Genomic DNA, 20922 nt, shown 5'->3' with positions numbered 1-20922 from the left:
CATCGACCCAGCGTTGATGACCCAGCTGATCGGCGAGATCAAGCGCCTGGAGTCCGCCTGGGCCGAAGTGGACGTGCAGATCAGCGGCGCGTTGCGGGCGATCGGCATGAACATGTCCGGGCCCGGCTTGTTGAGGGATGTCGGCTTTCAGATCGCCCAACGCGTCCCCGACCTACAGCGCCGCCTGGACCTCATCATCGCGACTCAGAAGATCGGCCTCGACAAGGGTCTGGTCTGGGCGGACGAGTCCCTCTGGGTGTCGCATTCGCCGGCGGGCGGCACGGCCGCGGCCAAGTCCATAGCCGACCAGCTTCGACAGGCATGGAAAGAGCGCGACTTCAGTGACAAGACCGTCACCGGCAAGGCGCTCGACCTCTTGGAGAAGCACCAGCGTGATCCCTACTTCGCCGTGGCTTTCGCCAACGAGATGCGCCCCGCGGAGCTCAAAGCTCTTGTAGCCGATCTCTACCGCACCTTGCCTGGCAATCCCCTGAGCCGTGGCTGGAAGGACCCGCCCTCCACCGAAGTAGACCGCTTGGTGACGGCGCTGAGCGTGACCTTGGGGACAGCATCACGCGGAGTCGGCGCCATGAAGCTGCCCAAGGGCTACACCGACGAGTTGATCGCACCACAGGAGGAGGCATTGACCGACTTCGTGGTCAACAGGCTCCTCAGACACGGCATGTTCGATGACGCCTTCCTGCTCGACCTGACCAACAAGGTCTACGACAACACGCAGAAGCCGCCCGGCGAGCGGCAGCCCATGATCGGGTTCGGTCCCGGCATCGCAGCCGCCTTGGCCCACAATCCCCGGGTCGCGCAGGACTTCTTCAGTGACCCCACGCGCAAGCCGCTGGCCTTCCTGATGCGGGAGAACAGATGGAGCGGCGGCAACCAGGAACTGGGTCGAGCGATCGAGGCCGCGACCACGACTTACCGTGACCATGGCGAACCCCCAGGCAGCTCACGCGGATACAAGTCCGCCTTGATCGCATCCTGGGCCATCCACTTCTGGGCAGATCCAAGAACGCAGCGAACTCTTCCCGACACCCGGCAAAGCGCCGCCCGCGTCTTCGCCGCCTACATGAGCGACGTGAATCGGATCTCTCCTGAAACCAAGGAGAACGTAGGCGTCACTCCTCTTCCTGACACAGATCCGATCCTCCCGGGCAAACAGCCATACGGCGCCGTGTTCGGTGACGAAGCCGCGAAGAGCGCCATGACCTGGGCGTTCAAGGATGCGGAGGCGCTCAAGATCACCATGGAGAGCCACGGGAAGTACAGCGTGATGATCCTGGATGCGCAGGCGGCCCAGATCAAGAAGGCCAATGAAGCGATCTTCGACAAGTGGCACAAGAGCCATCCGGATGCGACCAGCGCCGAGGTCGACGCTCAGCGACAGAAGATCCTCCGGGACACCATGGCCGGCGCCACCGCGGAAGAGTTCAAAGCCAGAGTCCAGGATTTGAGCAAGTCACTGAAGTTCGTCGTTGATGCGGGGAATCTATCGGAGATCAATACAGCGGACGCGAGGGATAAGACCCGCAAAGTGTTGAAAGATGTTGCTGCCAGCACGCTCAAGCTCATGCTCACACCAGGGGGAGATTGGGTTGTGGGTGGATATGAGTACATTGAGGGGAATCTCGGCGACGACATCAAGTTCGAGGACGGAAAGAAGGCCCGAGACACGGCGGAGACGACTCTGTTCACGAGTCAGAACATGTTCAGAGATCTAACGGCTGACGCCATGATGCGGCACGGCCTTTTCGGAGAGAGCACAACAGCCGCCACTACGCATCCGCATGCGTCGGAGAATTATGCCAAGGGCTCGCCGCAGGACTTCATCAAGGACGGAGAGATAATACCTCGCAGCATGATGACTCCACTGCAGGACTACGCGTATCGTGAGTGGCTGAAACTGTCACCCGCCTCAGGCATCTTCCGCGAAATCGACAACACCGTACAGGACGGATTCCGCCCGTCACCGCCCCCATACCCCGAGGCAGGCGAATGAGGGTACGTCGATCGATCTTACTGGCAGCCACTGCACTTGCCATTGCGACAGCATGCTCGTCGCCGCCTCCCCCACAAGATCGACGCCCCCTTGGCGCCGTCACCGCATCACCGGGCGAATGCGGTCTGATCTCCAAACAGGCGATCGCCCGAGCAACCGGCCTAGACGACTTCTATACGAGCGGAACAAATTCGGTATCCCATTTTTCCTATTGCACCGTATCCAAGTCGTCGGACATGAAAGAACCAGTGCGATTGTCGATCGAACTGCACGACCCTCTACAGTTTTCGCTGGACGGTCTTGAACGGCGCAAGATCGCCGATAAGGGCGTTTCCTTACCCAATGGAGTTGGCCCAGGATATAGCGCGGTTATGAGACGCGCGGACGGAGAGTCCTGGGGAGCGTACGTGTCCGCGTGGACACCTGACGGCGCCAAGATGCTCTCCATCAGGCTCTACCAGGGCGCGCCAGGGCGGGATCACCAGGCGGACGTCATCGAGTTCGCCAGGCAACTCCGGCCGATTCTCCTGGCCTCTGCGTCTTGACGTAAGCCGGCTATGGAACGGCCCCGGTCTGGCCGGGGCCGAAGCAGATAGAAGTCGGCTATGCGTCGTCCAACGCGGCGTTGATCTTGCCGTTGATCTGTTCCTGCTGGCCGTCCACGCACTTCGCGTAGACCCGGAGCAGGACGTCAACGCTGTGACCGGCACGCTTGGCGACCTCGGGGGCAGGCACACCCGCGTTCAGCCAGAGTGAGACGGCGGCGTGGCGGAGGTCGTACGGACGAGCAGCCAGGGACGAGGCCACCTGCGCCGGGGTGAGGGCGAGTTTGCGAGCCTCCTGCCAGACATAGGAGTACGCCGAACTTGAGTAGGTCCCGTCGGTGCCGGTGCGGAAGATCCGGCCGTCCTTGGCCGTCCCGTACTCGGCGATGTGCTCGCGGAGCATGGCGACCAGCACGGGTGGGATCGGGATCTCTCGCGTCTCCTTGTCCGCGCGGTGCTTCAGGCTGCGCGACTCGTGGGTCTCTCCGGAGTTGGTCCAGCGCTTCGTCCCCTGTGGCCGCGCCCTCTCCAGAACGATCATGCCCCAGCCCGACTCGGGCAAGGTGCAGTTCCTCAGCCGTAGGTCCGCGGCCTCCTCTGGCCGGAGCGCGGCGTAGTACATGGACGCGAACAGCGCCCTCAGCCGAGGGCCACGCTTTCGGCCAACGCTGGGCACGGCGTCGAGGAGCTGCCGCGCCTGCGCAGGGTTGACCACCGTGCGGGGGTCGACGACCGTCACCGCCTTGGGCACAGTCCACTTGATCCCGTCCAGCGGGTTGCTGCTGAACACCTTTTGCTCCACCGCGTGCTCCAAGAGGTGATGGAGGATGGCGCGCTTGCGGCGCACCGTGTTCGCGCCCGCCGGCGCATCTGTGAAAGTGACCGAGATGGCATCGAGAGCCGTACGAATAACATGCGCCTCGCCCAGAGCCGACAGCGGGAGGGATGCCCTCTCCAACCAGTTCAGAGCCGCGGCTTGTGTCGTGGTCATGCTGGCCCGCCGCTTTTCCGGGAGGAGCGCGTGGATCCGAAGGACTTCCCGGAGCTCCTCAGTGGAGGGACGGCGTGGCGCATCGGACACCAGGACAGGAACGAGTGTCAGGAGCGCGTACGCGTCCGTCTCGCGGGTCCTGGCCGCTGAGGTGCTCCAGCGTCGAAGAACGTACGTTTGAGCGAACTCCAAGAACGACGGCCCTGAGGACTGCGGTGCCAGCATCGACACCGGCAGACCGGTGACAACGTCGAACTCCTCCCCCGCCTTGGCCGCCTGCCGCAGGTCGGACATGAAGGCGTTGGCTAGGCCCTTGGTGCGGAAGCTCTTCGACTTCTCCTTGCCGGCCACTCGCCAGCGGGCGACGTAGGTCGGCATGCCGCGGTTGGAGCGCTGCTGGATCTGGCTGAGCTTCACGTCGTATGTGGTGTTCACGCGACCTCCCGACGGGAGTCGAGCCAAGCCAGGAGATCGCTCCGCCAGACGCGTAGCTCGTCATTGGGGAGCCGGATGCACGCAGGTGCACGTCCCAGTTCGCGCCAGCGGTAGAAGGTGCGGCGCGAGACTCCGCCCAGTTCCTCGAGTACCTCGGGAACGGTCAGCAGCTTGTCCTGCCTACTCATCAGGACCACCGCCCGCGTACGACAGGCTGGTGCCGGTGAGTGCGGCGGCGAGGAGTTGGTCGCCGAGGGACAGGCCCTTTCCGGCGTACTCCCAGTGGGCGATGACAAGGACGGTGTCCTCATCGAATAGGGGCAGGCGGCCGGTGATGATTTCCTCTGCTCGCTGGTGTTCCTCCCGGGCGGCGCGAAGGGCGCCGAGGGTGGTGGAGTAGCGGCGGCTCTTGGTGGAGAAGTGGCCTCGGAAGCCGAGCATGTGAGCCCACTGGGTGAGGCGGAGGTCGGCCAGTTCGTCGAGGGCGCCCAGGCGGAGGCATTCGGCGATGAGGCGACGGGCGTGTTCGCGCAGCGGGTAGAGGGCCAGCTCATCGATGGTGTGGATGCGCCGATCGAGTGTGCCGACGCATTCAGCGGCCTTGGTGGCGTACTTGGCGATGTAGGCAGCGACCGCTTGTTCGGTGAGGTCGCCGTTCATGGTGATGGGGCGGACGTCGAGCTGGGCGCCCCAGCGGAAGACGCGGGCCAGCGGCTCGACCTCGACGGTGATCGCGCCGGCCGCGTGCTGGACGGCTTGCTCCAGGGCATCGGCGGTGGCCCAGACCGGCGGCGGCGAGGTGGGACCGTTCGGTCCGTCGAGGCGGATGACGGCGTGGAAGTGGACGACGCCGCGGCGCTGGTACTCGGCGACCTTGGCGAAGGAGATCATGAGCTGTTCGCGCAGTTCCTTCAGGGAGTGGCCGCACGTCCTTGCGAATCGTCGCCGCAGCGCTTCAGTGAAGCGCCGCCATAGCTCTGGAGCTACGGCGTTGAACAGCACCGAGCCCTCGTAGTCGTAGCACTCAGGGCAGAGCGGTTCGCCGAGGCGTGGATCATCGGCCGAGTGGCGTGCCGTGCAGGACATGACCTGTCCGTGGGGGCAGGTCTCGGCGTCGCGGCGGGCATGGCAGGGGAGGACTTTGCCGTTCTTCTCCCGCCGGACATGAACCGTCCCGAAGGAGGGAGCGGTCAGGGTGACGAACAGGCACGGGTGCGTGCTGACCGTCTCGGGGACGCCCTTGCCGCCGACCAAGCCCGCCCGGACGAGCTGGTAGGTGTCGGCGCGGTAGGTCTCTGCGCAGGCCGGGCAGCGGGAGGCTCGGCGGGTCTTGCACGGCACCCGCAGGACGCCGTCCGGTTCGGTGTGGGTGCTGTAGCGGTGCAGGAGCCGGCCGGTGGCGCGGTCGTAGTGTTCGACCTTGCCGCGCAGGTGGATGGGCTGGCGGCAGCCGCCGGTGCGCTTGATCTGCTGGGCCCAGCGGTCGTAGTTCGGATCGTGGAGCCGGGTGATCATCCCGGCGAGTGCGTGTGGGTGGGGCAAGATGGGTTCCGTCCTATCCAGTGTTCTGGGTGGATGGCCCCCGGCCTGGCGCGGATCTTGGCGGATGTGTGGCCAGGCGGGGGGCGCTACGGCTATGCGCCGTGGTTGTCGATTCCGGTGCCGTGGCAGTCGCGGCAGGTGTCGCGGTCGTTGTCCAGACCGGTGCCGTTGCAGGTGCAGCAGCGGTAGTGGAGGACCGTGACGTCGCTGGTCATCGGCTGTGGTCCGTCTCGCGCGGGACGATGCTGACGTAGATGTGGTACTGGCGCGGGCGGTGCCGGTTCGGGTAAGCACGGGACACCGAGGTGACGGTGAAGATCTCGCGGAGCCGGAACATGCTGTAGGTGATCTCGGGGCGGGTGCCGTCGAGGCGGAGTTTCATGGCATTGATCCCTTCAGGCCGTGGGGCCCGGGTCGGTGTCGGTGGAGTCGTAGACGGTCCGGTAGGCGGCTTCGGCGGCTGCGTGACGAGCGCGGGAGTCGGCGAGGATCGCGGTGGCCTGGTACTCGACGGCGCCGAGCCGGATGAAGGTCGAGTAGTGGCCGTGGTGCTCTTCAGTCGTGGTGCCGAGCTGGGCCGCGATGTGGTCGATCTCGGCCCGCATCTCGTCGTCGGACGCCTTCCGGGCGAAGTGGTAGACGTCGATCGAGCGGGGGGCCGGGATGTCGGGGCGGTCGTGGAGGAGTTGGGCGAGGGCGCGAAGGCCGGCTACGAGCGCCAGGCGCGCATGTGGGTCGGGCATCGGCTGCTGTCCTTTCACGGGGTTGGTGCGGAGTGGATGGTGCGGAGCAGATCGGCGGCGAGTTGGTTGGAGACGCCCAGGCGGGCGCGGAGCAGATCGCGGGTGATAGGTCTGCCGTGCTTGGCGGTGTGCTCGTCGGCCACACGCCGGGCGTAGTCGACGAGGGCCGGATCGGGCGTGGGCCCGTCATCCTGGCCGTCCTCGGTGGCGGGGACGAGAGCGGGACGGTCCGGGACCGCTGAAGGCGTCTCGGGGACGGCTGGGGACGCCGAGACTGTGACCGGGAACGTCTGCGGGACGTCTTGCGGACGCGAAGCGCAAGCCCGTCGTTCGAGCATCGAGACGGCGACGAGGAACGCGCCCGCGGGTGTCGCGGCGGTGATCCAGCCCCAGGCGGTCGGTTCGGCTTGGGCCAGGTTGGCCGCCAGGGACAGGACGATCCCGCCGACCAGGACGAGAACGGGCCAGGAAATCGGGCCGCGCCGTTCACGGCCGGTCTTCTTGTCGCGTTGGCGTTCGCGGGCGGCCATGACGCAGGTGAGGTCGATGCAGACGGCGATGGCCCAGGACATCCAGCCGGTCTGGCCGTGTTCGCTGGCGGTGTCGCGGATGTGGGCGAACGAGCCGGCGCCCGCGATGAGGGCCAGGACGAGAACGGGGCCGGTGTCCACAAGCCAGGCGGCGAGGTGTCGCATCGGTGTCCCTCCCTTCGTGGGTGCGGTCAGGCGGCTGGTATCTCGTGCGGCTGGGCGGCCATGACCTCGTCCCAGGCCGGGGCGAGGTGGGCGTGGGTGCGGGCGGCGTGTTCGGCGGCCTGCTCGGTGACGTAGAAGGAGCGGGCGCGGTACCACTGGCCGTCCTGGCCGGCGACGATGGCGACGCCGGGTGTCTCGGCGGGGATGGCGCGGGCCGAGGCGAGCGCGGCCGGGTCGAGGTCGCCGAGGGTCATGGTCGCGGTCTCGGGGTCGTTGACCCGGTGGCAGACCCGTCCTGAGCACTGTGCGCGGAGGGCGGTGACGCCGGGGCCGAGGTCGGAGCCGATGCGCTGGCCGCAGCAGAACAGGTAGATGCCGAACGCCCGGCCGAGCTGGGCCACCCGCAGCAGCGCGGTCGAGGTCTTGGCGATCTCGTCCTTCTCGGACTTGTCGGCCATCAGGTACAGCTCGGCCAGCTCGTCGACCAGGACGACGATCGGGACGGGCCGTACTGCGGGTGGGAGTTGCCAGATGTTTCGGGCCCCGGCCATCCGGCACACGCCCATCCGGTCGGCCATGAGTGTGACCAGGTCGTCCAGCAGGGTCCCGCACTCGGTCCTGGTGGTGGCAAGCGCGGACAGGCGCGGCGCGTACGGGGTGAACTCCACCCCTCCCTTGAGGTCGAACCCGACCAGCGCCACAGGTTGCGGAGCCAGGCCGACGATGAGCGCGTTGGCCAGGTTGGACTTGCCCGACTGGGTCGCTCCGGCGTTGATCCAGTGCGGGACGGTCGTGAAGTCGACCACCCACGGCCCGCCGGTCTCCAGCTTGCCCACGGTGACCTTGAGGAGTTCGGTCGAGGCCGGTAGGTCGGCGACCTTGACCAGCGGGTCGCGCATCGTGGTGGCGAGGACGACGCGGCCGGGGCGGGGCGAGGAGACGCGGACGGCGTGCACGCCCCAGGAGTGCGCGAGCCGTTCGGCCACCTCGGCGTAGTCGGCCGGGATCTGTCCTTCGAGGGTGTGGATGGTGACGCGCCAGCCGTGCCGAGTCGGCATCGGCAGCCACATGAACGGCTTGGTGTCCACGGCGATGCGCTGGAACTTGCGCTTGACGCGGACGACGCCAGTCGAGGCGACAAGGCCGGGGACGGTGGTGAACCAAAAGCGCTGGCGCTTCTTGGTGAGCCCGCAGCCGAGGGCGACCTTGCGCCAGGTGGCCCACACGCTGATCGCGGTCAGCGGGTAGCCGAGGACGAGCCAGTAGGAGCGGTAGTGCCAGTGGTGCCAGGCCCAGAGCCCGGCCGCGATGGCGGCCGAGACTCCGAGCAGGGTGAGCAGGTCAGACACCTGCGGCCTCCCGTAGCGGGAGCAGGGCGGAGGCCCGGTAGCTGATCCCCCAGCGGCCGGCGATCTCCCAGACGTAGCCGACGAGGCCGACGGCGTTGACCGGGTCGCCGGCGCTGATGGGCGGTTCGCCGGTGATGCCGATCTTGACGAGCTCGATCCTGCCGAACTCGTCCTCTACCGAGACGGTGACCTCGTAGACGGTGTTGCCGTTCTTGTCGGTCTTGATCTCGCCGGTGTCCTTGTTGAGCACGCGAGGCCGCGGGGCCTTAACGCACGTGATCGTGAGCTTGCTGGTGTCCACAGGGATGGGGACGGTGCGCATGGCGGATTCCTTCGTTCGATCGGAGTGAACCTCTTGGCATACATAGAACGCTTGGAATTCTAAGTTGTCAAGGGATTCCACGAAGACTTGGTTGGCATGTCGGATGGGGTGTGCTGAACTGGAGGCAGACAACCTCGCGAAGGGCACGGGATGGTCGAGAAGACGGGTCGCCCCGGCTACCTCCAGATAGCCGACGACCTGCGTAGGCAGATCAGGACGGGATCACTCGCTCCCGGCGCGACGCTGCCGTCGACCGCTCAGCTCTGCCAGCGCTACGACGTGTCCGCGAGCGTGGTCAAGGCGGCCATCAGCGTGCTCCGTACCGAGAACCTGGTCGTCGGCCAGCAGGGCAAGGGCGTGTTCGTCCGCGAGGGCGCCGCCGAGGCCAGCGTCGAGGCCGGCGCCGAGGGGGCGGTCTCGCCGGACGTCATGGACCAGCTCTCTCAGATGCGCCAGACTCTTGCTGATCTCGGCGGGCGGATCGCCGATCTGGAGAAGGCCGTGTTCCAAGAGCGGAAGCGATCTCGCTGACCCGGCAGGCCAACTCCTCCATCTCGGCCTGAATGGCGCGAAGCTCGTCCAAAAGCCGCTTGTTTGCGGTCATTTCGGCACCCCTTTCTGGTCGGTCTCTATCCCGGCGGGGATGCCGTTAGTTCATCGCTCATTCGCGCTGTTCGGTATCACGAAGCGTTAGCTAAGCTTCTTCATTGCTGCCTGCACGGCGGTTACACATGCGCTTTCACATGCCCGCTTCTCAAAGTGCGCAAAAGGATGCGATGAAGACAATCCAGCGCCCCGGATGGCGCCCTCTGCTGCTGCGCCAGCACCGCGAAGCGCACGGCCTCACCCTCGAAGCGGCAGGTGACCAGCTCCGACAGGTCGCCTACCGGCACGGCCTCGTCGCACCAGCCGCCATTTTCCAGACACTCTGGGCACACGAGCAGGGATCGGTATATCCCGGACCGCACTACCGGCGGGCGTATTGCCTCCTCTATCAGGCAACTGAGCCCAAGCTAGGTTTCCGCCTACCACTACCCGGCGAAATAACCGAAGTGGAAAATTCCATCTCGGATTTGCCCGCCCCCACCGACCCCGCAGCCGACAACGCCGCCGCCCAGGTCATCGAACAGACCCTCATCAAAGTGTCGGGCAGCCCTTCCAACGCAGAGCAGAACGCACTCCTCAACCGCGTAGTCGACGCCTGGCGCCGCCGGCACGGCAAAGGCAGCCCGAAGCCGATCCTCACCCTCGTCGGCGGCTACGCCGGATCCGGCAAGACCGAGTTCTCCCGGTTCCTGTCCGACATCACCGGCTGAGCCTTCCTCGACAAGGATTCCCTCACCCGCGCCATGGTCGAACGCCTGCTCGTCTCCCTCGGCGGCGACCCGCACGACCGGCACACCGAGTTGTACCTGCGCGAGGTTCGGCCGCTGGAGTACCGCTGCCTGATGGAGACCGCGTTCGACAATCTCAACGTCGGCACCTCGGCCATCCTGTCGGCCCCGTTCATCGCCGAGCTGGCCGACCCGGACTGGGTCTCCCGCCTGACGAACCGCTGCGCCGCCAAAGGCATCGACGTCGCCGTGGTGTGGGTGCGCTGCGACGCCGAGTCCATGCGCGAGTACATCGAGTTCCGCGGTGCCGCCCGCGACTGCTGGAAGCTCGACAACTGGGACACCTACACCAGCGGCCTCAACACCGAGACCTGTCCACCCACCGCGCACATCACCGTGGACAACCGTCTCGGCGCAGCGATCAGCCTGGCCGACCAGACTCGAGAGATCCTCAAGCGGATTCTCTCGTGAGGGGCATCGTCCTGTACGGTCCGCCGGCCAGCGGCAAGAGCACCACCACCACGGCCCTGACGGCTCTTGATCCGAGGTTCGTCCTGTTGCGCAAGCTCAAGGCCGGCAACCGGCGGGGCGCCGAGTACGACTTCGTCACCTCCGAACACCTCGCCCGGTTGCGAGCCGCCGGAAGGCTGCTCGCGGAGACCCACCGCTACGGCAACGTCTACGCCATCGACCGCTACCAGATCGAGCAGCTGGCCCAGACGGGACGAGTGCCGGTCGTTCACATGGGCAACATCCCTGACGTCCTGCGCCTGGCCGAAGCCGGCCCTTGGCTGCTCGTCCTGCTGTGGGTACCGCGTGATGTCTGTGAGCGGCGATCCCGGCAACGGGGTGACGGCGACACTGCCAGGCGTTTGAGCGCATGGGACGAAACCCTGCTCGACCTGCAAGCGCACGACACCGACCTCTTCTCGCTGCGGATACGTACCGACCAGGTCGCACCCGAGGAAGCGGCGCGGCAGATAACCGAGGCCATTCTCCGGCAGGAGGCGCCGCCGTTCGGTCATCGCGCCTGACCGCTCAAGATCCGATGCCATAGGTCTTTCGCCGCACGCTCCCGCATCCAGCTTGTCTCGACGACGTCAGCCTGGGCTCCAGCCAACATCCGCCGGACGAACCACAACCCGCCCGCCGTACACAGCTCGAAGTGTGGACGCTGGCACCAGCATGTGTGATCACGCACGCGCAACCGGTCGGCGCGCGGCAGGCTCCGCTCCCACTCCACCGGCTCAGCCCACGGCTGGGGAGGATGAGCGTGCGGCCCGTGGTAGTCATACACGTCCATGACGCCGCCGCATCACTGCCGAACCTGCTGCGCTTGCAGCAGTGCCACGAGGGTCACGTAATCGTCGGCGCTGACCGTCTGCTCAAGCCCCGCGTCGATCTCCGCGTTGCGAAGCGGAGCGCCTCTCCTGGTCGCGTAAAGGGCGCCAGCATCGCTACGGAAGAAGAACCAGCCAGGGAACGTGGCGCGAAGTGCGTCAAGGTCGCAACCGGGGAGTGCCATGAGGCCAGCGTAAGCAAAGCTCAGATGGGTTGTCTATAGGGCTCCATAGGGCCATCCGGAAAACGATGGGGCGATACGGGTTCCTACAGTGACGTCATGATCGAGTTCCGCCAGGACCGGCCTCGCTGGGAGCAGGTCGCCGACGTGATCCGTGAGCGCATCGCCGCCGGCGTCTACCGCCCCGGCTCACGAGTGCCGAGCGAGAACGATCTGATGCAGGAGTTCGGCATCGCCCGCATGACCGCCCACAAGGTGATGCGAGCCCTCCGCGAAGAAGACACCATCTACACCGTCCGCGGACTCGGCAGCTTCGTCAGCCAACCAAGCGACGCCAAGCCGCCGGAAGGCGAAGCGTCCAGCAAGTAGGCTCCGGACCGTGACTCGCAGGATCGACTTCTACAACGACCCGCAAGCGCCGGCCGCGAACAGCCTCGTCCCCTCGGTCAACGTCGTCGTCACCAACGAGGCCGGCCACATCCTCATGATCCGCCGCTCCGACAACGACAACTGGGCCCTACCAGGCGGGGCCGTCGATCTCGGCGAGTCCATCCCGGCAGCAGCCGTACGCGAGACGCTGGAAGAAACGGGCATCACCTGCGAGGTCACAGGGCTCGTCGGGACCTACAGCGACCCCAACCACGTCATCCTCTACACCAGCAACGGCGAGGTCCGGCAGGAGTTCTCCATCGTCCTCACTGCCCGAGCCGTTGCCGGCGAGCCGACACCCAGCGCCGAGTCTCGCGAAGTCCGCTGGGTTCCGCGGGATGAGGTAACGAACTACCGGATGGATCGCTCGATGAGCCTGCGCATCAGCCACTACCTCCAGCCGGACGGAGGCCAAGGTCCACACATCGGCTGAACGCAGCCGACCGCCCTGATCCAGCGCCAAGCAGCAACCGAACCAGACCGAAAGCGACGAGACAAGGCCCAGGCCACAGCCATGATCGCCGTTTGGATGAGTACTTTCTCCACGCATTTAAAGCGGCCAGCCTACGGCTGCCCGCCGGGCACACCGGTCGGCAAGCGCGCCCGGCTGCGGCTCTTCGGCCGGTCCGGGCACGCACCGCCCGTGTGCCCGAGACGCAACAAGACCAGATCTTGCTCGACCTACCTCGAATGTGCGTTTGATGCCACGCCTATCCGTCTTCGCTGTGGCTGGGCAATCGAGAGCCGCCATGCCGATGCAGGCTGTGATCGCGCTATGGCTTGTCACCGCACAGCTTGAGGGCGATCGAAAGTCCAAGGCTTCGTTCCTCAGCCCCTACCGTGCAACGACGGCTGACGGCTGCCTACCAGGAGACGGAGAGCCCAACTTCAGAGAAGCTTTTCCAACCTGATCACGCTGGTCCGCAGGGGGGCGCCTGGACGGGTTGGCACAAGAAGAGGCTCTCGGTAAGACAGCAGTCGACCAAGATCCGATGCCTCTACCGGAGAGCCTCGCTGCTGTCTTACCCTGCCGCGATTGCGCTGTCCAATCACACTTTGATTCGCCTGGCCGAGCTGCTCCGCGTCCGGCGTGCCGAGCGCCGCTGCCGGTGGCGGCGTCTGGATGCGTCCTGGCAAGCCCTGCTGGTCCTGGCCCACCTGCGCAACGGCGACACCTACGCGCGTCTGGCCGCGGGCTTCGGCATCGGGAGCAGCACCGCCTGGCGCTACGTCCGCGAGGCGGTCGACCTGCTCGCCATGCTCGCCGACGACGTCCACGCCGCCGTCTTACGCGCCGGTCGGCTGGCCTACGCCATCCTGGATGGCACCCTGATTCCGATCGACCGGCTGGCCGATGAACGGCCGTACTACTCCGGTAGACACCGGCGCCACGGCGTGAACGTGCAGGTCCTGGCCGATCCGTCCGGCCGGCTCGTATGGGCCTCACCTGCGCTGCCCGGTGCCACGCATGACCTGACCGCGGCATGCGCCACCGGCCTGATCGACGCGCTGACCGCCGCAGGGGTCAAGACCTTCGCCGACAAGCGATATCAAGGCGCGGGCGGCAGCATCCGCACGCCGTTCAAAGGCCATCGGCTGCGGCCGCCGCTGTCGCGCCATCAGCGCTCGGTCAACCGCGCGCATGCTCGCATCCGCGCCTGCGGGGAACGCGCCGTTGCCACCTTGAAGGCTGGAAGATCATGACCCGGCTGCGCTGCTGCCCGCACCACGCCGCCACGATCGTGCAGGCCATCCTCGTCCTGCAGCTCATCGAAGAAGACCGCTACTCAGGATGAAAAGCGCTAAGAGTGACTGATCACGAGATATGTGGAACGAATGTCTAATCCGCAGGCCTTCGCCCAGATTGCCCCAGAGGGGCATGCGCAACGCCTAGGCCTCGGCGCAGTCACGTCTAGGAGCGCAAGGAGTGCATCGAACAGCGCTCTGAGAGCCATCCCAGTGTTCGCCGTTCACGATAACGCCAAGACTTGCCACACGTTACTCCAAGTCGGACTATCATGACGTGAACGACCTCAACACTCCTCTTACCAACGATCAGGTGATCATGAAGAAAGTTCATCAGGATTTGTCAGGAATCCTGAGGGCCGGCAAGTTCGAACCCTTTATTCAATACATCAGGTTTCCTCACTTCCGCAACCTAAGGGAAGGGACGCGAATCGATTTTGTGCACCCAATCACCGTCCTAGTAGGTGCTAACGGAACAAATAAAACCGCCATCTTGCGCGCACTGCAAGGATGCCCCGACCTTTACAATGTCGGGCAATACTGGTTCTCCACCGACCTTGATCCGATAAAGGCCGCCGATCGCCACAGGTTCATTCATGGATACGTCGCCAGGAGTGTTGGCGAGGTAGTAGAGGTGGTCAAAAGCCGTATCGAAAGGGCGAATGATCCCGACTATTTTGAGCCAGCACGCCCACTCATTCAAGACGGGATGGCCCACATGCCTAGATTCAGCGAAGGGGACAAACTACCACCAGAAAGAAGCAAGACTCGCTGGAAAGCCATCCAGAAGAATGTCGTATATCTCGACTTCCGTTCCGAGCTCTCCGCTTACGACAAATATTTCTTTCATGCCGCTTTCGACGGAAGGGTCAATACCCTAGCGGAAAAGAAGGCATTTATTCGGAGAAGGTCGTCACAGCTGGCATTCTCTTTCAAGACAGGTAGAGAAAGCCATGTAATGCATCGACGGGAGAGGATCGTCGAGGCCGCCAAAGAAATGACCGAACTCCAACGTCAGGCAATCTCTGCCATACTAGGGCGGAATTATGAGTCGGTCTTGATATTGAAACACACCTACTTTGGCGTTGAAGGCGCAACCATAATGATGAAAGCTTCCGGATTGCAATACTCGGAAGCTTTTGCTGGGAGCGGCGAGTTCGCCGTAGCGATGCTCGTCAACCATGTGACTGAAGCACCCGAGCGATCCCTGGTGTTGCTGGATGAGCCTGAAGTATCCCTTCATCCCGGCGCCCAGCGCAAACTGATGGATTTCTTGTGTCAACAGGCCAAAGCCAGATTCCACCAGGTTGTCATATCGACCCACTCTCCAGAGATCGTCCGTGACCTACCCGCTAGAGCGATCAAGGTTTTTCACTCTAGCGACACAGACGGCAAGGTCGAGCTCATCAGCCAGGAGTCAGAAGCCACAGAGGCCTTCTTCCGCCTAGGAGTTCCGAAGGAACGTACCAAAACTATCTATGTCGAGGATCGCCTCGCTGCTGCGATCGTAAGGCGCGCTATTCGCCCCCTAGGAGAATCATTTAGCTCTCAGCTGGAGATCCAAGCCATCCCGGGAGGAACGAATTCCATCCAACAACACTTCATCCCAGCATTCGCTCTATCCGGAAACATGAACTGTCTCATACTACTTGACGGTGATCAGGCATCGAAAAATCACCGCACGAGTGTAGAGGAGGTATCTGACGCGGATTTGGAAATCTTCGTGAAGGAGATGTTGAACGGCGCCCCCAAACTTTCTCTGAATGGATCGGGCGGTCAGTCTGCACCAGGAGAAAAGGCTCTCCAGCTACGAACCATACTTGGCTGGTGTCACACAAATCTCGATTACCTTCCAGGAAGGGATCCGGAATCTCTACTCCTCGAAATGACCGGTGAGACCGGAGCTATCGATAAGGCTAAGAGTTTTTGGGTCGAGCTAACACGAAAGGCATTGGGGCGCAGCGCATGGGAACCCGTCAATTCCTCGGAAGTTTTGGGAGAGCAGGAAAGAGCGCTTGCCCGAGTTGACGATGATGCTTCCGAACTGAGACAGATCAGGGAGCGCGTGCAAAAATTTGCGCAACAAGCCTAGCCAGAATATCCAGACCGCCAGTGTCTATCGACGCGGTAAATTATGCTGCGATCCGCCAGTCGGAGGACATCCGCGCATCGACATTGAGACTGCAAGCAAAATGGTCGCCTTACTCTGACAAGTGTTAGCGCCATAGCGAAGCCTTCAGGTCACGCTCATCGGGCTGCGGAGCCACCCACTGCCGGCACCGTCCATCGTACGTGTGGGGTCGTTCCCTCCGCAGGAGCCGTTCGCCGGCCAATCGGCCCTCTAGGCTCTCTGGCGCACTTCGCGCTCTTCGTGCCAGCGTCCCCTTCTGATCCAGTGAGCTGCACCGATACACCTGCACTCCAGCCGGTTCACACTTCCTCTGCCTCCATCGTGAATCAAGCAACCCGATGACGGCCTAGGCTCTGATCATGACCGACTCCAAGCAAGCCATCATCGATGACATCCACGCTGGGCTCTTCCTCCTTACACCACGCCAGCTTGAAACGGTCGCAGCCATGGTAAGGAGCCTCGGGATCACGGTGCAGTTCATCCCAGGAAACAACGTAGGGATTGTAGAGGAACGATTCGCCGAGGAAATGGCGAACCTGCTCAGCCTGCACCACTCCAATCACGAGGCGCCCCTCAATAAGAAGCCTTTTGAGTACGTCATGAAGCGATGTTTAATTGCTCAAGGACATAATGAAGCGGATCTCAATCCTGCCCCCGGAGAATCCGCCTACGACGTCTTCGGTAACAGCGAACGGTGGTCCCTGAAGACGGAAGCCGCGAAAAAGCTAAGCACCAATCAACTGAAAATTGAGAAGCTCTCCGAAGCGCGCTGGGTACGCGAAGCAACTACCGCTGAAGCCTGCGCTACACAGGTCCGAGAGCGCATCCCACATCACATGAGCGGGTATGACCGTATCCTTGTAATGCGTGCGGAGTCACGGCCGGAGTGCTTCGTCTACAGCCTTGAAGAGGTTCCCATGCAACTTCTGAAGGAGCCCATTTCGAGCGCACAGGCGCACATGTTCTCAAAAACCGACAGGGGCTCGAAAAAGGGCATCAGCTTCGGCGCCGACTTCATCCATCCCGAGAACGGTGACAGACTCTTCAGGATGCTTCTCGACTCAAGTGTAGAAAAGGTACGAATCTGGTTCCAGCTCAAGTACTGCATCCATCACGGAAAGTGGATAGTCCCTCGCTTCGGTGCACCGCTAGCTGACACCTTGTTCACATAACTACAAGTTGCTTGTCAACGGCAACAAAGTCGCCCACTTTCAGTGAGGTGTTTGAAAGGACCACCTGGTCAAGATTCGGCTTCTGCCCAGTGAGAATCCAGTGAGCGACCCAAGCCAACTGATGAGATATGAGAGGCGGTACCGCGTCGCCTATCTGCCTATAAAGGTTCTTGCGGCTTGCACCGACAAACCGGTACTCGCTCGGGAATCCCTGGAGAATTCCCAGCTCCCGGACAGTACAGAGGCGATCTTGCTCAGGATGAGAATAGCGCCCGTTGCCTACGTGCGAACACTCGCGCTTGATTGTGGGAGCGGGTTTGTCCCAAGCCATGCGCCCATAGACATCACAGTAGGAGTTCAGCCGTCCCGCTTTAACCGCCTTCCACATCGAAGGAATCAGGTATTTTTCGACAGCCGGATCTCCAAGGAGATCCGGCCAGCTGCCGCCATTTTTCGGTATCGCTTTGACTCTGGCAAGGGATTCGCCCTTGAGCAAGCTGCTGGTGTGGTTGGGATCATCGATGTGCGTCTCCCCCGTTCCTATCGAAGGAAGGTGCTCAATAGCCCTTCTGACGGTGACTGCATTAGGGCTGACTTCATATCCCTTCCAAAGGTCTTCAAGAGTATACAGAGGAAGGCCGGGGGCAACGGCGATCACCAGAGCACGTTCTCTCTGCTGCGGCAGCCCGAAACGGCTCAGGACATGAGACTCTGCATACACCTTGTAGCCCATTTCGACCAGGCTTGTCCGCAGTGCTGAGAAGTGGTGACGGAAGTTTCCCCTCAGAAGCTGCGGAACATTTTCCATCATCAGAATACGCGGTTTCAGGAGAGCCACGTGGTCCGCAACGCGAGCAACCAATGAATTTCTTGGGTCATCCTCTGCCCAATTTCTTGAAACCGCCCGGGAGAAACCTGTGCACGGAGGGCAAGCGAGGAGTATTTCCAGGTCACCAAATCCGGCCGGTAGAAGTTGCTCTGCGAGTTCATCGGCTTGGGTAACAGCTAGATCCGTCGCCAGAGGCGCGATTCCGATATTTGCGGCGTAAGTAGCGTTACATTCGATGGCGCCATGGCCAGTACTCGGCTTGCCTACTTCGACATCTACCGCACCTACGAGCTCAAAGGAGGGATGCGCCTGAAATCCACAGCTCATGCCGCCGCCACCTGAGAACAGGTCGACGACGCGACCCGCGGGAAAACCCACCAAGCCCTCCCTACCCTACTGAGCGATCACGACCTAGGCGTCGCAGTCATCCGAGCCTCCCCGAGATTACACCGTGACTTCAAGTCAAGTCAAGTAAAGTCAAGCCGGTGCGCCCCCGGAGACCTCTTCATCCGTGCAGCGCCGCCTTGGATGAGCCGTGAGACAGATGCGCGCATCAGCCCGATCCCAATGGTGGAGCCAGCAGCGCTGCTTAGTCTGCACATCCCGGTCTTCGAGGGCTACAACGGCACGATCACCAATAGCCTCGGGTGGGACGGTGTGCGGAGACAACGTCCCACTGTCCTCCCAGAAGAGCCGAGGCCAATGGCGATTTCGTTGAATAGGACGACAACCGAATCGCCGGGGCCTTGATCGCCCATGTCCCGCGAAGCCCTCATGTCGGCACTGCTCAAAGGCCGGCAGGATCGACGGAGGCCCCCGTCGGCCCGCCGACGTCGGCCGACACATGCACATTCACCGCATACCGCCCCATTTGCCACCGGGGTACGATCCGCTCACTGACCGCTACCGGTCAAATGGGGATAAGACCCATGCGCGCACGGTGTATACCGGCCTGGCTGCTCACGCGGTAGCAGCAAGCGTCGCCAGCGAAGTCGTCGGGCGAGAAGGGGCGTAGGTATCGCCGCGGGAGATCAGACCCAACATAGTTGCTGGGCCGGTACTGACTCACCCACCCGACGAGCATCGTTCGATGCGCTCGCTGCGGATGAATTCAGCCAAGAGCCGATGGCGCGGCCGGACGGCGGCTTGGTTGACTGCGGATTGTCGCATACTTCCTCGCATCCGCCAACCCCTGAGTCTCCCACCCAGCCAGCGCCATCAGACAGGAAAGAGCTCAATCACAGTCTCCTGGTAACTTGTCCTGGTGGAGGAAGTTGAAGCCATAAGGCAACGGCTCGTGGAAGTCAGGCGCGAGATTGCCACTACATGCGAGAGGCTTCAACAGCTCCGTGACGAAGAGTACGGCCTTGCTCTCTCCCTGGCACGCATCAGCGGCGATACGCCTCCGCCTCCACCGCCGAGCCGCTCGGCGCCAGGACCTCGGTACGCAAGGAAGGTTCGCGTCACTCCCGGGGTGAGAAGCATCTTGGCCGCAGCTGAACATCCGCTCACCCGCAACGAGATCGCTGAGCGACTACAAGATCTAGGGCTAGATGCTTCCCCTGATGCAGTGAGCGCAAGCCTTTCCTATTTGCAGCGTGTCAGTAACGTGCGGAACGCTGGCGGGCGGTGGTATCTTGTGGGCTCAATCCCGACTTCCGAATGAAGCCAGTCGAATGCCGTTTACTCGCGGTGGCGTCGACGTACGACTTAGTCGCCATCAAACGGACACGTGCGGCGACCGCCTTCAGGCGGACACGTCTTTCCTTGCAATGTTATGTCCTGACTTGGGTTGTGCTCTCAATGCCACGCGCCGCTCCTGTACGGTTTCCACTATGTGCTCGGCCGCCCTTGTAGTATCCTCGTGTTCCCAGACACGGACAGGAATCCAGCCAGCGTCAATCAGCTTCCTATCAGTGTCTCGATCACGCTCTTGGTTCCTGGCAATTTTCTCTCGCCAGAAATCAGCGTTTCTCTTTGGCCAGGTCCCATGCTCTGGGCAGCCGTGCCAGAAGCACCCATCCACGAATACCGCTACACGAGCGGGACCGAACACTACATCGGCCTCACGACGTAGATTAGGCAGAGGCCGTCGATGTACGCGGAAGCGGACGCCGGCGCGGTGAAGCTCTTTACGGAGTAGTAGCTCACGCTGGGTATTCCTACTGCGTTGACGACTCATACGGTGGCTAACCTCAGGAGTAGATTCCAGGGGCTGCATGCAATCCTCCTGTCCGCCAGAATCCCTGTAATTCCCGATGTCCTCATCCAAGGGGGAACGCCCCGGGGTCGGCGCCGCTGGGCTCGGCCATAACCCTTGTCATCCGAGGGGGGACCATGGCGCGAGCATAGTAGAGGCCACCGACACGTTCACCGGGTTCGACGCCGGTTCCACTTACGACGGCGTTGTGCATCGCCCTCGGCTAATGTGTGGTTGTATCCCTCAACTCACAGCTCAGCGACCGCACCAGCCCCCTCAGCAGATTCTTGGACCCGGAGCTTCCGGCGTGCCTGACCTGTCGGCGGATTACCGGGCTGTGCGGCCCGCCGACGCAGATGTGTGGGCCCGGAAGCTCCGCAGGACGGCGCCCGGCCGACGTGGGGGACTCTAGGCGCCGCGATCGATCACCAGAACCGCCTCATATTCGGCGAACCCCCTCCGAATCGGTCCGCAAGGGCATAGCGGGCCCTGCGGCCCGACCGGTTACCCGGACTGGTGAGGCGTGATGTACGGAATTGGCCGAGCTCATCGAGCACGAGTTGCTACGACCGTGGACAACCGATTGCCCTCGCGCCAACTTCCAAAGACGAGCTCAATCGACCCTGTTTACACCCTGGCGTGGTTCGAAAAGGTCTAACCGTTCCGGCCGTCTCATCGCGCGGACGCCGCTCGGCGAGACCGACCCTGACCTGGCCGTTGAGCGGTGCTCGCGGCCGTACCAGCCTACGCTGTCGCCGACCTGGCCGACTTTGCGCTCACTCAGCTACGCGCAAGGTCGTCGCCCAGCCACTTCTGCCTGTACAGCGACTAGGTGTATTGACCACGAGCGTTGTTAACAGTGGGGGTTGATCAAAGGAGAGGCCTCCGGTGTGGTGTAGGTGTCGAATCTTCACCGCGCGGAG

The 20922-nt window shown here is 63.1% G+C and carries 21 protein-coding genes and 1 pseudogene; 10 read left to right on the top strand and 12 right to left on the bottom strand.

Annotated elements, in window-relative coordinates; translation table 11 throughout:
- The first annotated feature begins 16 nt into the window (after nt 1-16).
- Entirely contained in the window at nt 17-2014 is a 1998-nt protein-coding gene (locus AB0H64_RS35925) for a hypothetical protein (protein ID WP_357633748.1), read from the top strand.
- Between the two features lie 603 nt (nt 2015-2617).
- Here the strand turns inward: AB0H64_RS35925 and AB0H64_RS35920 are convergent.
- From AB0H64_RS35920 to AB0H64_RS35880, 9 genes are all read right to left on the bottom strand, one after another.
- Complete coding sequence (locus AB0H64_RS35920) at nt 2618-3985, bottom strand: tyrosine-type recombinase/integrase (RefSeq protein WP_357633745.1); 1368 nt, start codon at nt 3983-3985, stop codon at nt 2618-2620.
- Nucleotides 3982-4173, bottom strand: coding sequence for a helix-turn-helix domain-containing protein (locus AB0H64_RS35915; RefSeq protein WP_253771635.1), 192 nt, complete (start codon nt 4171-4173; stop codon nt 3982-3984). Before AB0H64_RS35915 ends, AB0H64_RS35920 begins: the two co-directional genes overlap by 4 nt.
- Nucleotides 4166-5527 (bottom strand): replication initiator, encoded by a 1362-nt coding sequence (locus AB0H64_RS35910; protein ID WP_357633742.1) that lies wholly within the window; start codon nt 5525-5527, stop codon nt 4166-4168. Before AB0H64_RS35910 ends, AB0H64_RS35915 begins: the two co-directional genes overlap by 8 nt.
- Nucleotides 5528-5619: 92 nt before the next feature.
- On the bottom strand, nt 5620-5742 hold the full coding sequence (locus AB0H64_RS35905) for a hypothetical protein (RefSeq protein ID WP_357633740.1): 123 nt from the start codon (nt 5740-5742) through the stop codon (nt 5620-5622).
- Nucleotides 5739-5909 carry a hypothetical protein gene (locus tag AB0H64_RS35900; protein ID WP_357633738.1) on the bottom strand — a complete coding sequence of 57 codons (171 nt, stop codon included), beginning with the start codon at nt 5907-5909 and terminating at the stop codon, nt 5739-5741. The genes AB0H64_RS35905 and AB0H64_RS35900 overlap by 4 nt, the downstream gene beginning before the upstream one ends.
- Nucleotides 5910-5922: 13 nt before the next feature.
- On the bottom strand, nt 5923-6270 hold the full coding sequence (locus tag AB0H64_RS35895) for a hypothetical protein (protein WP_357633736.1): 348 nt from the start codon (nt 6268-6270) through the stop codon (nt 5923-5925).
- A gap of 14 nt (nt 6271-6284) precedes the next feature.
- A complete protein-coding gene (locus AB0H64_RS35890; protein WP_357633734.1) occupies nt 6285-6965 on the bottom strand; it encodes a DUF2637 domain-containing protein in 681 nt (226 codons plus the stop codon).
- A gap of 26 nt (nt 6966-6991) precedes the next feature.
- Nucleotides 6992-8314 (bottom strand): FtsK/SpoIIIE domain-containing protein, encoded by a 1323-nt coding sequence (locus AB0H64_RS35885; RefSeq protein WP_357633731.1) that lies wholly within the window; start codon nt 8312-8314, stop codon nt 6992-6994.
- Entirely contained in the window at nt 8307-8636 is a 330-nt protein-coding gene (locus AB0H64_RS35880; protein WP_357633729.1) for a hypothetical protein, read from the bottom strand. The genes AB0H64_RS35885 and AB0H64_RS35880 overlap by 8 nt, the downstream gene beginning before the upstream one ends.
- A 150-nt stretch (nt 8637-8786) precedes the next feature.
- On the opposite strand from AB0H64_RS35880, the gene AB0H64_RS35875 reads away from it, so the two are divergent.
- The 4 genes from AB0H64_RS35875 to AB0H64_RS35860 all read left to right on the top strand — a co-directional run bounded on the left by AB0H64_RS35875 (nt 8787) and on the right by AB0H64_RS35860 (nt 11004).
- Nucleotides 8787-9167, top strand: a complete 381-nt coding sequence (locus AB0H64_RS35875) for a winged helix-turn-helix domain-containing protein (protein WP_357633726.1) — start codon at nt 8787-8789, stop codon at nt 9165-9167.
- Between the two features lie 245 nt (nt 9168-9412).
- Nucleotides 9413-9952 (top strand): hypothetical protein, encoded by a 540-nt coding sequence (locus tag AB0H64_RS35870; RefSeq protein ID WP_357633724.1) that lies wholly within the window; start codon nt 9413-9415, stop codon nt 9950-9952.
- A gap of 33 nt (nt 9953-9985) precedes the next feature.
- Complete coding sequence (locus tag AB0H64_RS35865; protein ID WP_357633721.1) at nt 9986-10441, top strand: hypothetical protein; 456 nt, start codon at nt 9986-9988, stop codon at nt 10439-10441.
- Nucleotides 10438-11004 (top strand): guanylate kinase, encoded by a 567-nt coding sequence (locus AB0H64_RS35860; RefSeq protein WP_357633718.1) that lies wholly within the window; start codon nt 10438-10440, stop codon nt 11002-11004. The genes AB0H64_RS35865 and AB0H64_RS35860 overlap by 4 nt, the downstream gene beginning before the upstream one ends.
- A 281-nt stretch (nt 11005-11285) precedes the next feature.
- Here AB0H64_RS35860 and AB0H64_RS35855 read toward each other — a convergent pair whose 3' ends face one another.
- Complete coding sequence (locus tag AB0H64_RS35855) at nt 11286-11495, bottom strand: hypothetical protein (RefSeq protein WP_357633715.1); 210 nt, start codon at nt 11493-11495, stop codon at nt 11286-11288.
- A gap of 96 nt (nt 11496-11591) precedes the next feature.
- Here AB0H64_RS35855 and AB0H64_RS35850 point away from each other — a divergent pair, with 96 nt between their 5' ends.
- The 5 genes and pseudogenes from AB0H64_RS35850 (at nt 11592) to AB0H64_RS35830 (ending at nt 16970) form a co-directional block, all read left to right on the top strand.
- The gene (locus tag AB0H64_RS35850) at nt 11592-11861 is read left to right on the top strand and encodes a GntR family transcriptional regulator (protein ID WP_357633712.1); all 270 of its coding nucleotides are present in this window, start codon (nt 11592-11594) and stop codon (nt 11859-11861) included.
- 10 nt (nt 11862-11871) lie between these two features.
- Nucleotides 11872-12354: an NUDIX domain-containing protein gene (locus tag AB0H64_RS35845; RefSeq protein ID WP_357633710.1), complete on the top strand. Its 483-nt coding sequence runs from the start codon at nt 11872-11874 to the stop codon at nt 12352-12354.
- 581 nt (nt 12355-12935) lie between these two features.
- Nucleotides 12936-13717 (top strand): annotated as a pseudogene (locus AB0H64_RS35840) (transposase family protein).
- Nucleotides 13718-13944: 227 nt separating this feature from the next.
- The gene (locus AB0H64_RS35835; RefSeq protein WP_357633708.1) at nt 13945-15759 is read left to right on the top strand and encodes an AAA family ATPase; all 1815 of its coding nucleotides are present in this window, start codon (nt 13945-13947) and stop codon (nt 15757-15759) included.
- 398 nt (nt 15760-16157) lie between these two features.
- Nucleotides 16158-16970 carry a hypothetical protein gene (locus tag AB0H64_RS35830; RefSeq protein ID WP_357633705.1) on the top strand — a complete coding sequence of 271 codons (813 nt, stop codon included), beginning with the start codon at nt 16158-16160 and terminating at the stop codon, nt 16968-16970.
- Here the strand turns inward: AB0H64_RS35830 and AB0H64_RS35825 are convergent.
- Together AB0H64_RS35825 and AB0H64_RS35820 are read right to left on the bottom strand one after the other, a co-directional pair.
- Entirely contained in the window at nt 16963-18177 is a 1215-nt protein-coding gene (locus AB0H64_RS35825) for a DNA cytosine methyltransferase (RefSeq protein WP_357633702.1), read from the bottom strand. The genes AB0H64_RS35830 and AB0H64_RS35825 overlap by 8 nt on opposite strands.
- A gap of 1369 nt (nt 18178-19546) precedes the next feature.
- Entirely contained in the window at nt 19547-19981 is a 435-nt protein-coding gene (locus AB0H64_RS35820) for a very short patch repair endonuclease (protein ID WP_357633901.1), read from the bottom strand.
- Between the last annotated feature and the right edge of the window lie 941 nt (nt 19982-20922).

It is taken from the genome of Nonomuraea sp. NPDC050733 (genome assembly GCF_040654215.1).
In the GTDB taxonomy this organism is placed as follows: Bacteria; Actinomycetota; Actinomycetes; order Streptosporangiales; family Streptosporangiaceae; genus Nonomuraea.
This window is presented reverse-complemented; position numbering and strand designations above follow the sequence as displayed.

Coding starts and splice junctions, on each gene's coding strand:
- AB0H64_RS35925 (WP_357633748.1), top strand. CDS start 17: ATGACCCAGCTGATCGGCGAGATCAAGCGCCTGGAGTCCGCCTGGGCC.
- AB0H64_RS35915 (WP_253771635.1), bottom strand. CDS start 4,173: ATGAGTAGGCAGGACAAGCTGCTGACCGTTCCCGAGGTACTCGAGGAA.
- AB0H64_RS35905 (WP_357633740.1), bottom strand. CDS start 5,742: ATGACCAGCGACGTCACGGTCCTCCACTACCGCTGCTGCACCTGCAAC.
- AB0H64_RS35900 (WP_357633738.1), bottom strand. CDS start 5,909: ATGAAACTCCGCCTCGACGGCACCCGCCCCGAGATCACCTACAGCATG.
- AB0H64_RS35895 (WP_357633736.1), bottom strand. CDS start 6,270: ATGCCCGACCCACATGCGCGCCTGGCGCTCGTAGCCGGCCTTCGCGCC.
- AB0H64_RS35890 (WP_357633734.1), bottom strand. CDS start 6,965: ATGCGACACCTCGCCGCCTGGCTTGTGGACACCGGCCCCGTTCTCGTC.
- AB0H64_RS35880 (WP_357633729.1), bottom strand. CDS start 8,636: ATGCGCACCGTCCCCATCCCTGTGGACACCAGCAAGCTCACGATCACG.
- AB0H64_RS35875 (WP_357633726.1), top strand. CDS start 8,787: ATGGTCGAGAAGACGGGTCGCCCCGGCTACCTCCAGATAGCCGACGAC.
- AB0H64_RS35870 (WP_357633724.1), top strand. CDS start 9,413: ATGAAGACAATCCAGCGCCCCGGATGGCGCCCTCTGCTGCTGCGCCAG.
- AB0H64_RS35865 (WP_357633721.1), top strand. CDS start 9,986: ATGGTCGAACGCCTGCTCGTCTCCCTCGGCGGCGACCCGCACGACCGG.
- AB0H64_RS35855 (WP_357633715.1), bottom strand. CDS start 11,495: ATGGCACTCCCCGGTTGCGACCTTGACGCACTTCGCGCCACGTTCCCT.
- AB0H64_RS35850 (WP_357633712.1), top strand. CDS start 11,592: ATGATCGAGTTCCGCCAGGACCGGCCTCGCTGGGAGCAGGTCGCCGAC.
- AB0H64_RS35830 (WP_357633705.1), top strand. CDS start 16,158: ATGACCGACTCCAAGCAAGCCATCATCGATGACATCCACGCTGGGCTC.
- AB0H64_RS35820 (WP_357633901.1), bottom strand. CDS start 19,981: ATGAGTCGTCAACGCAGTAGGAATACCCAGCGTGAGCTACTACTCCGT.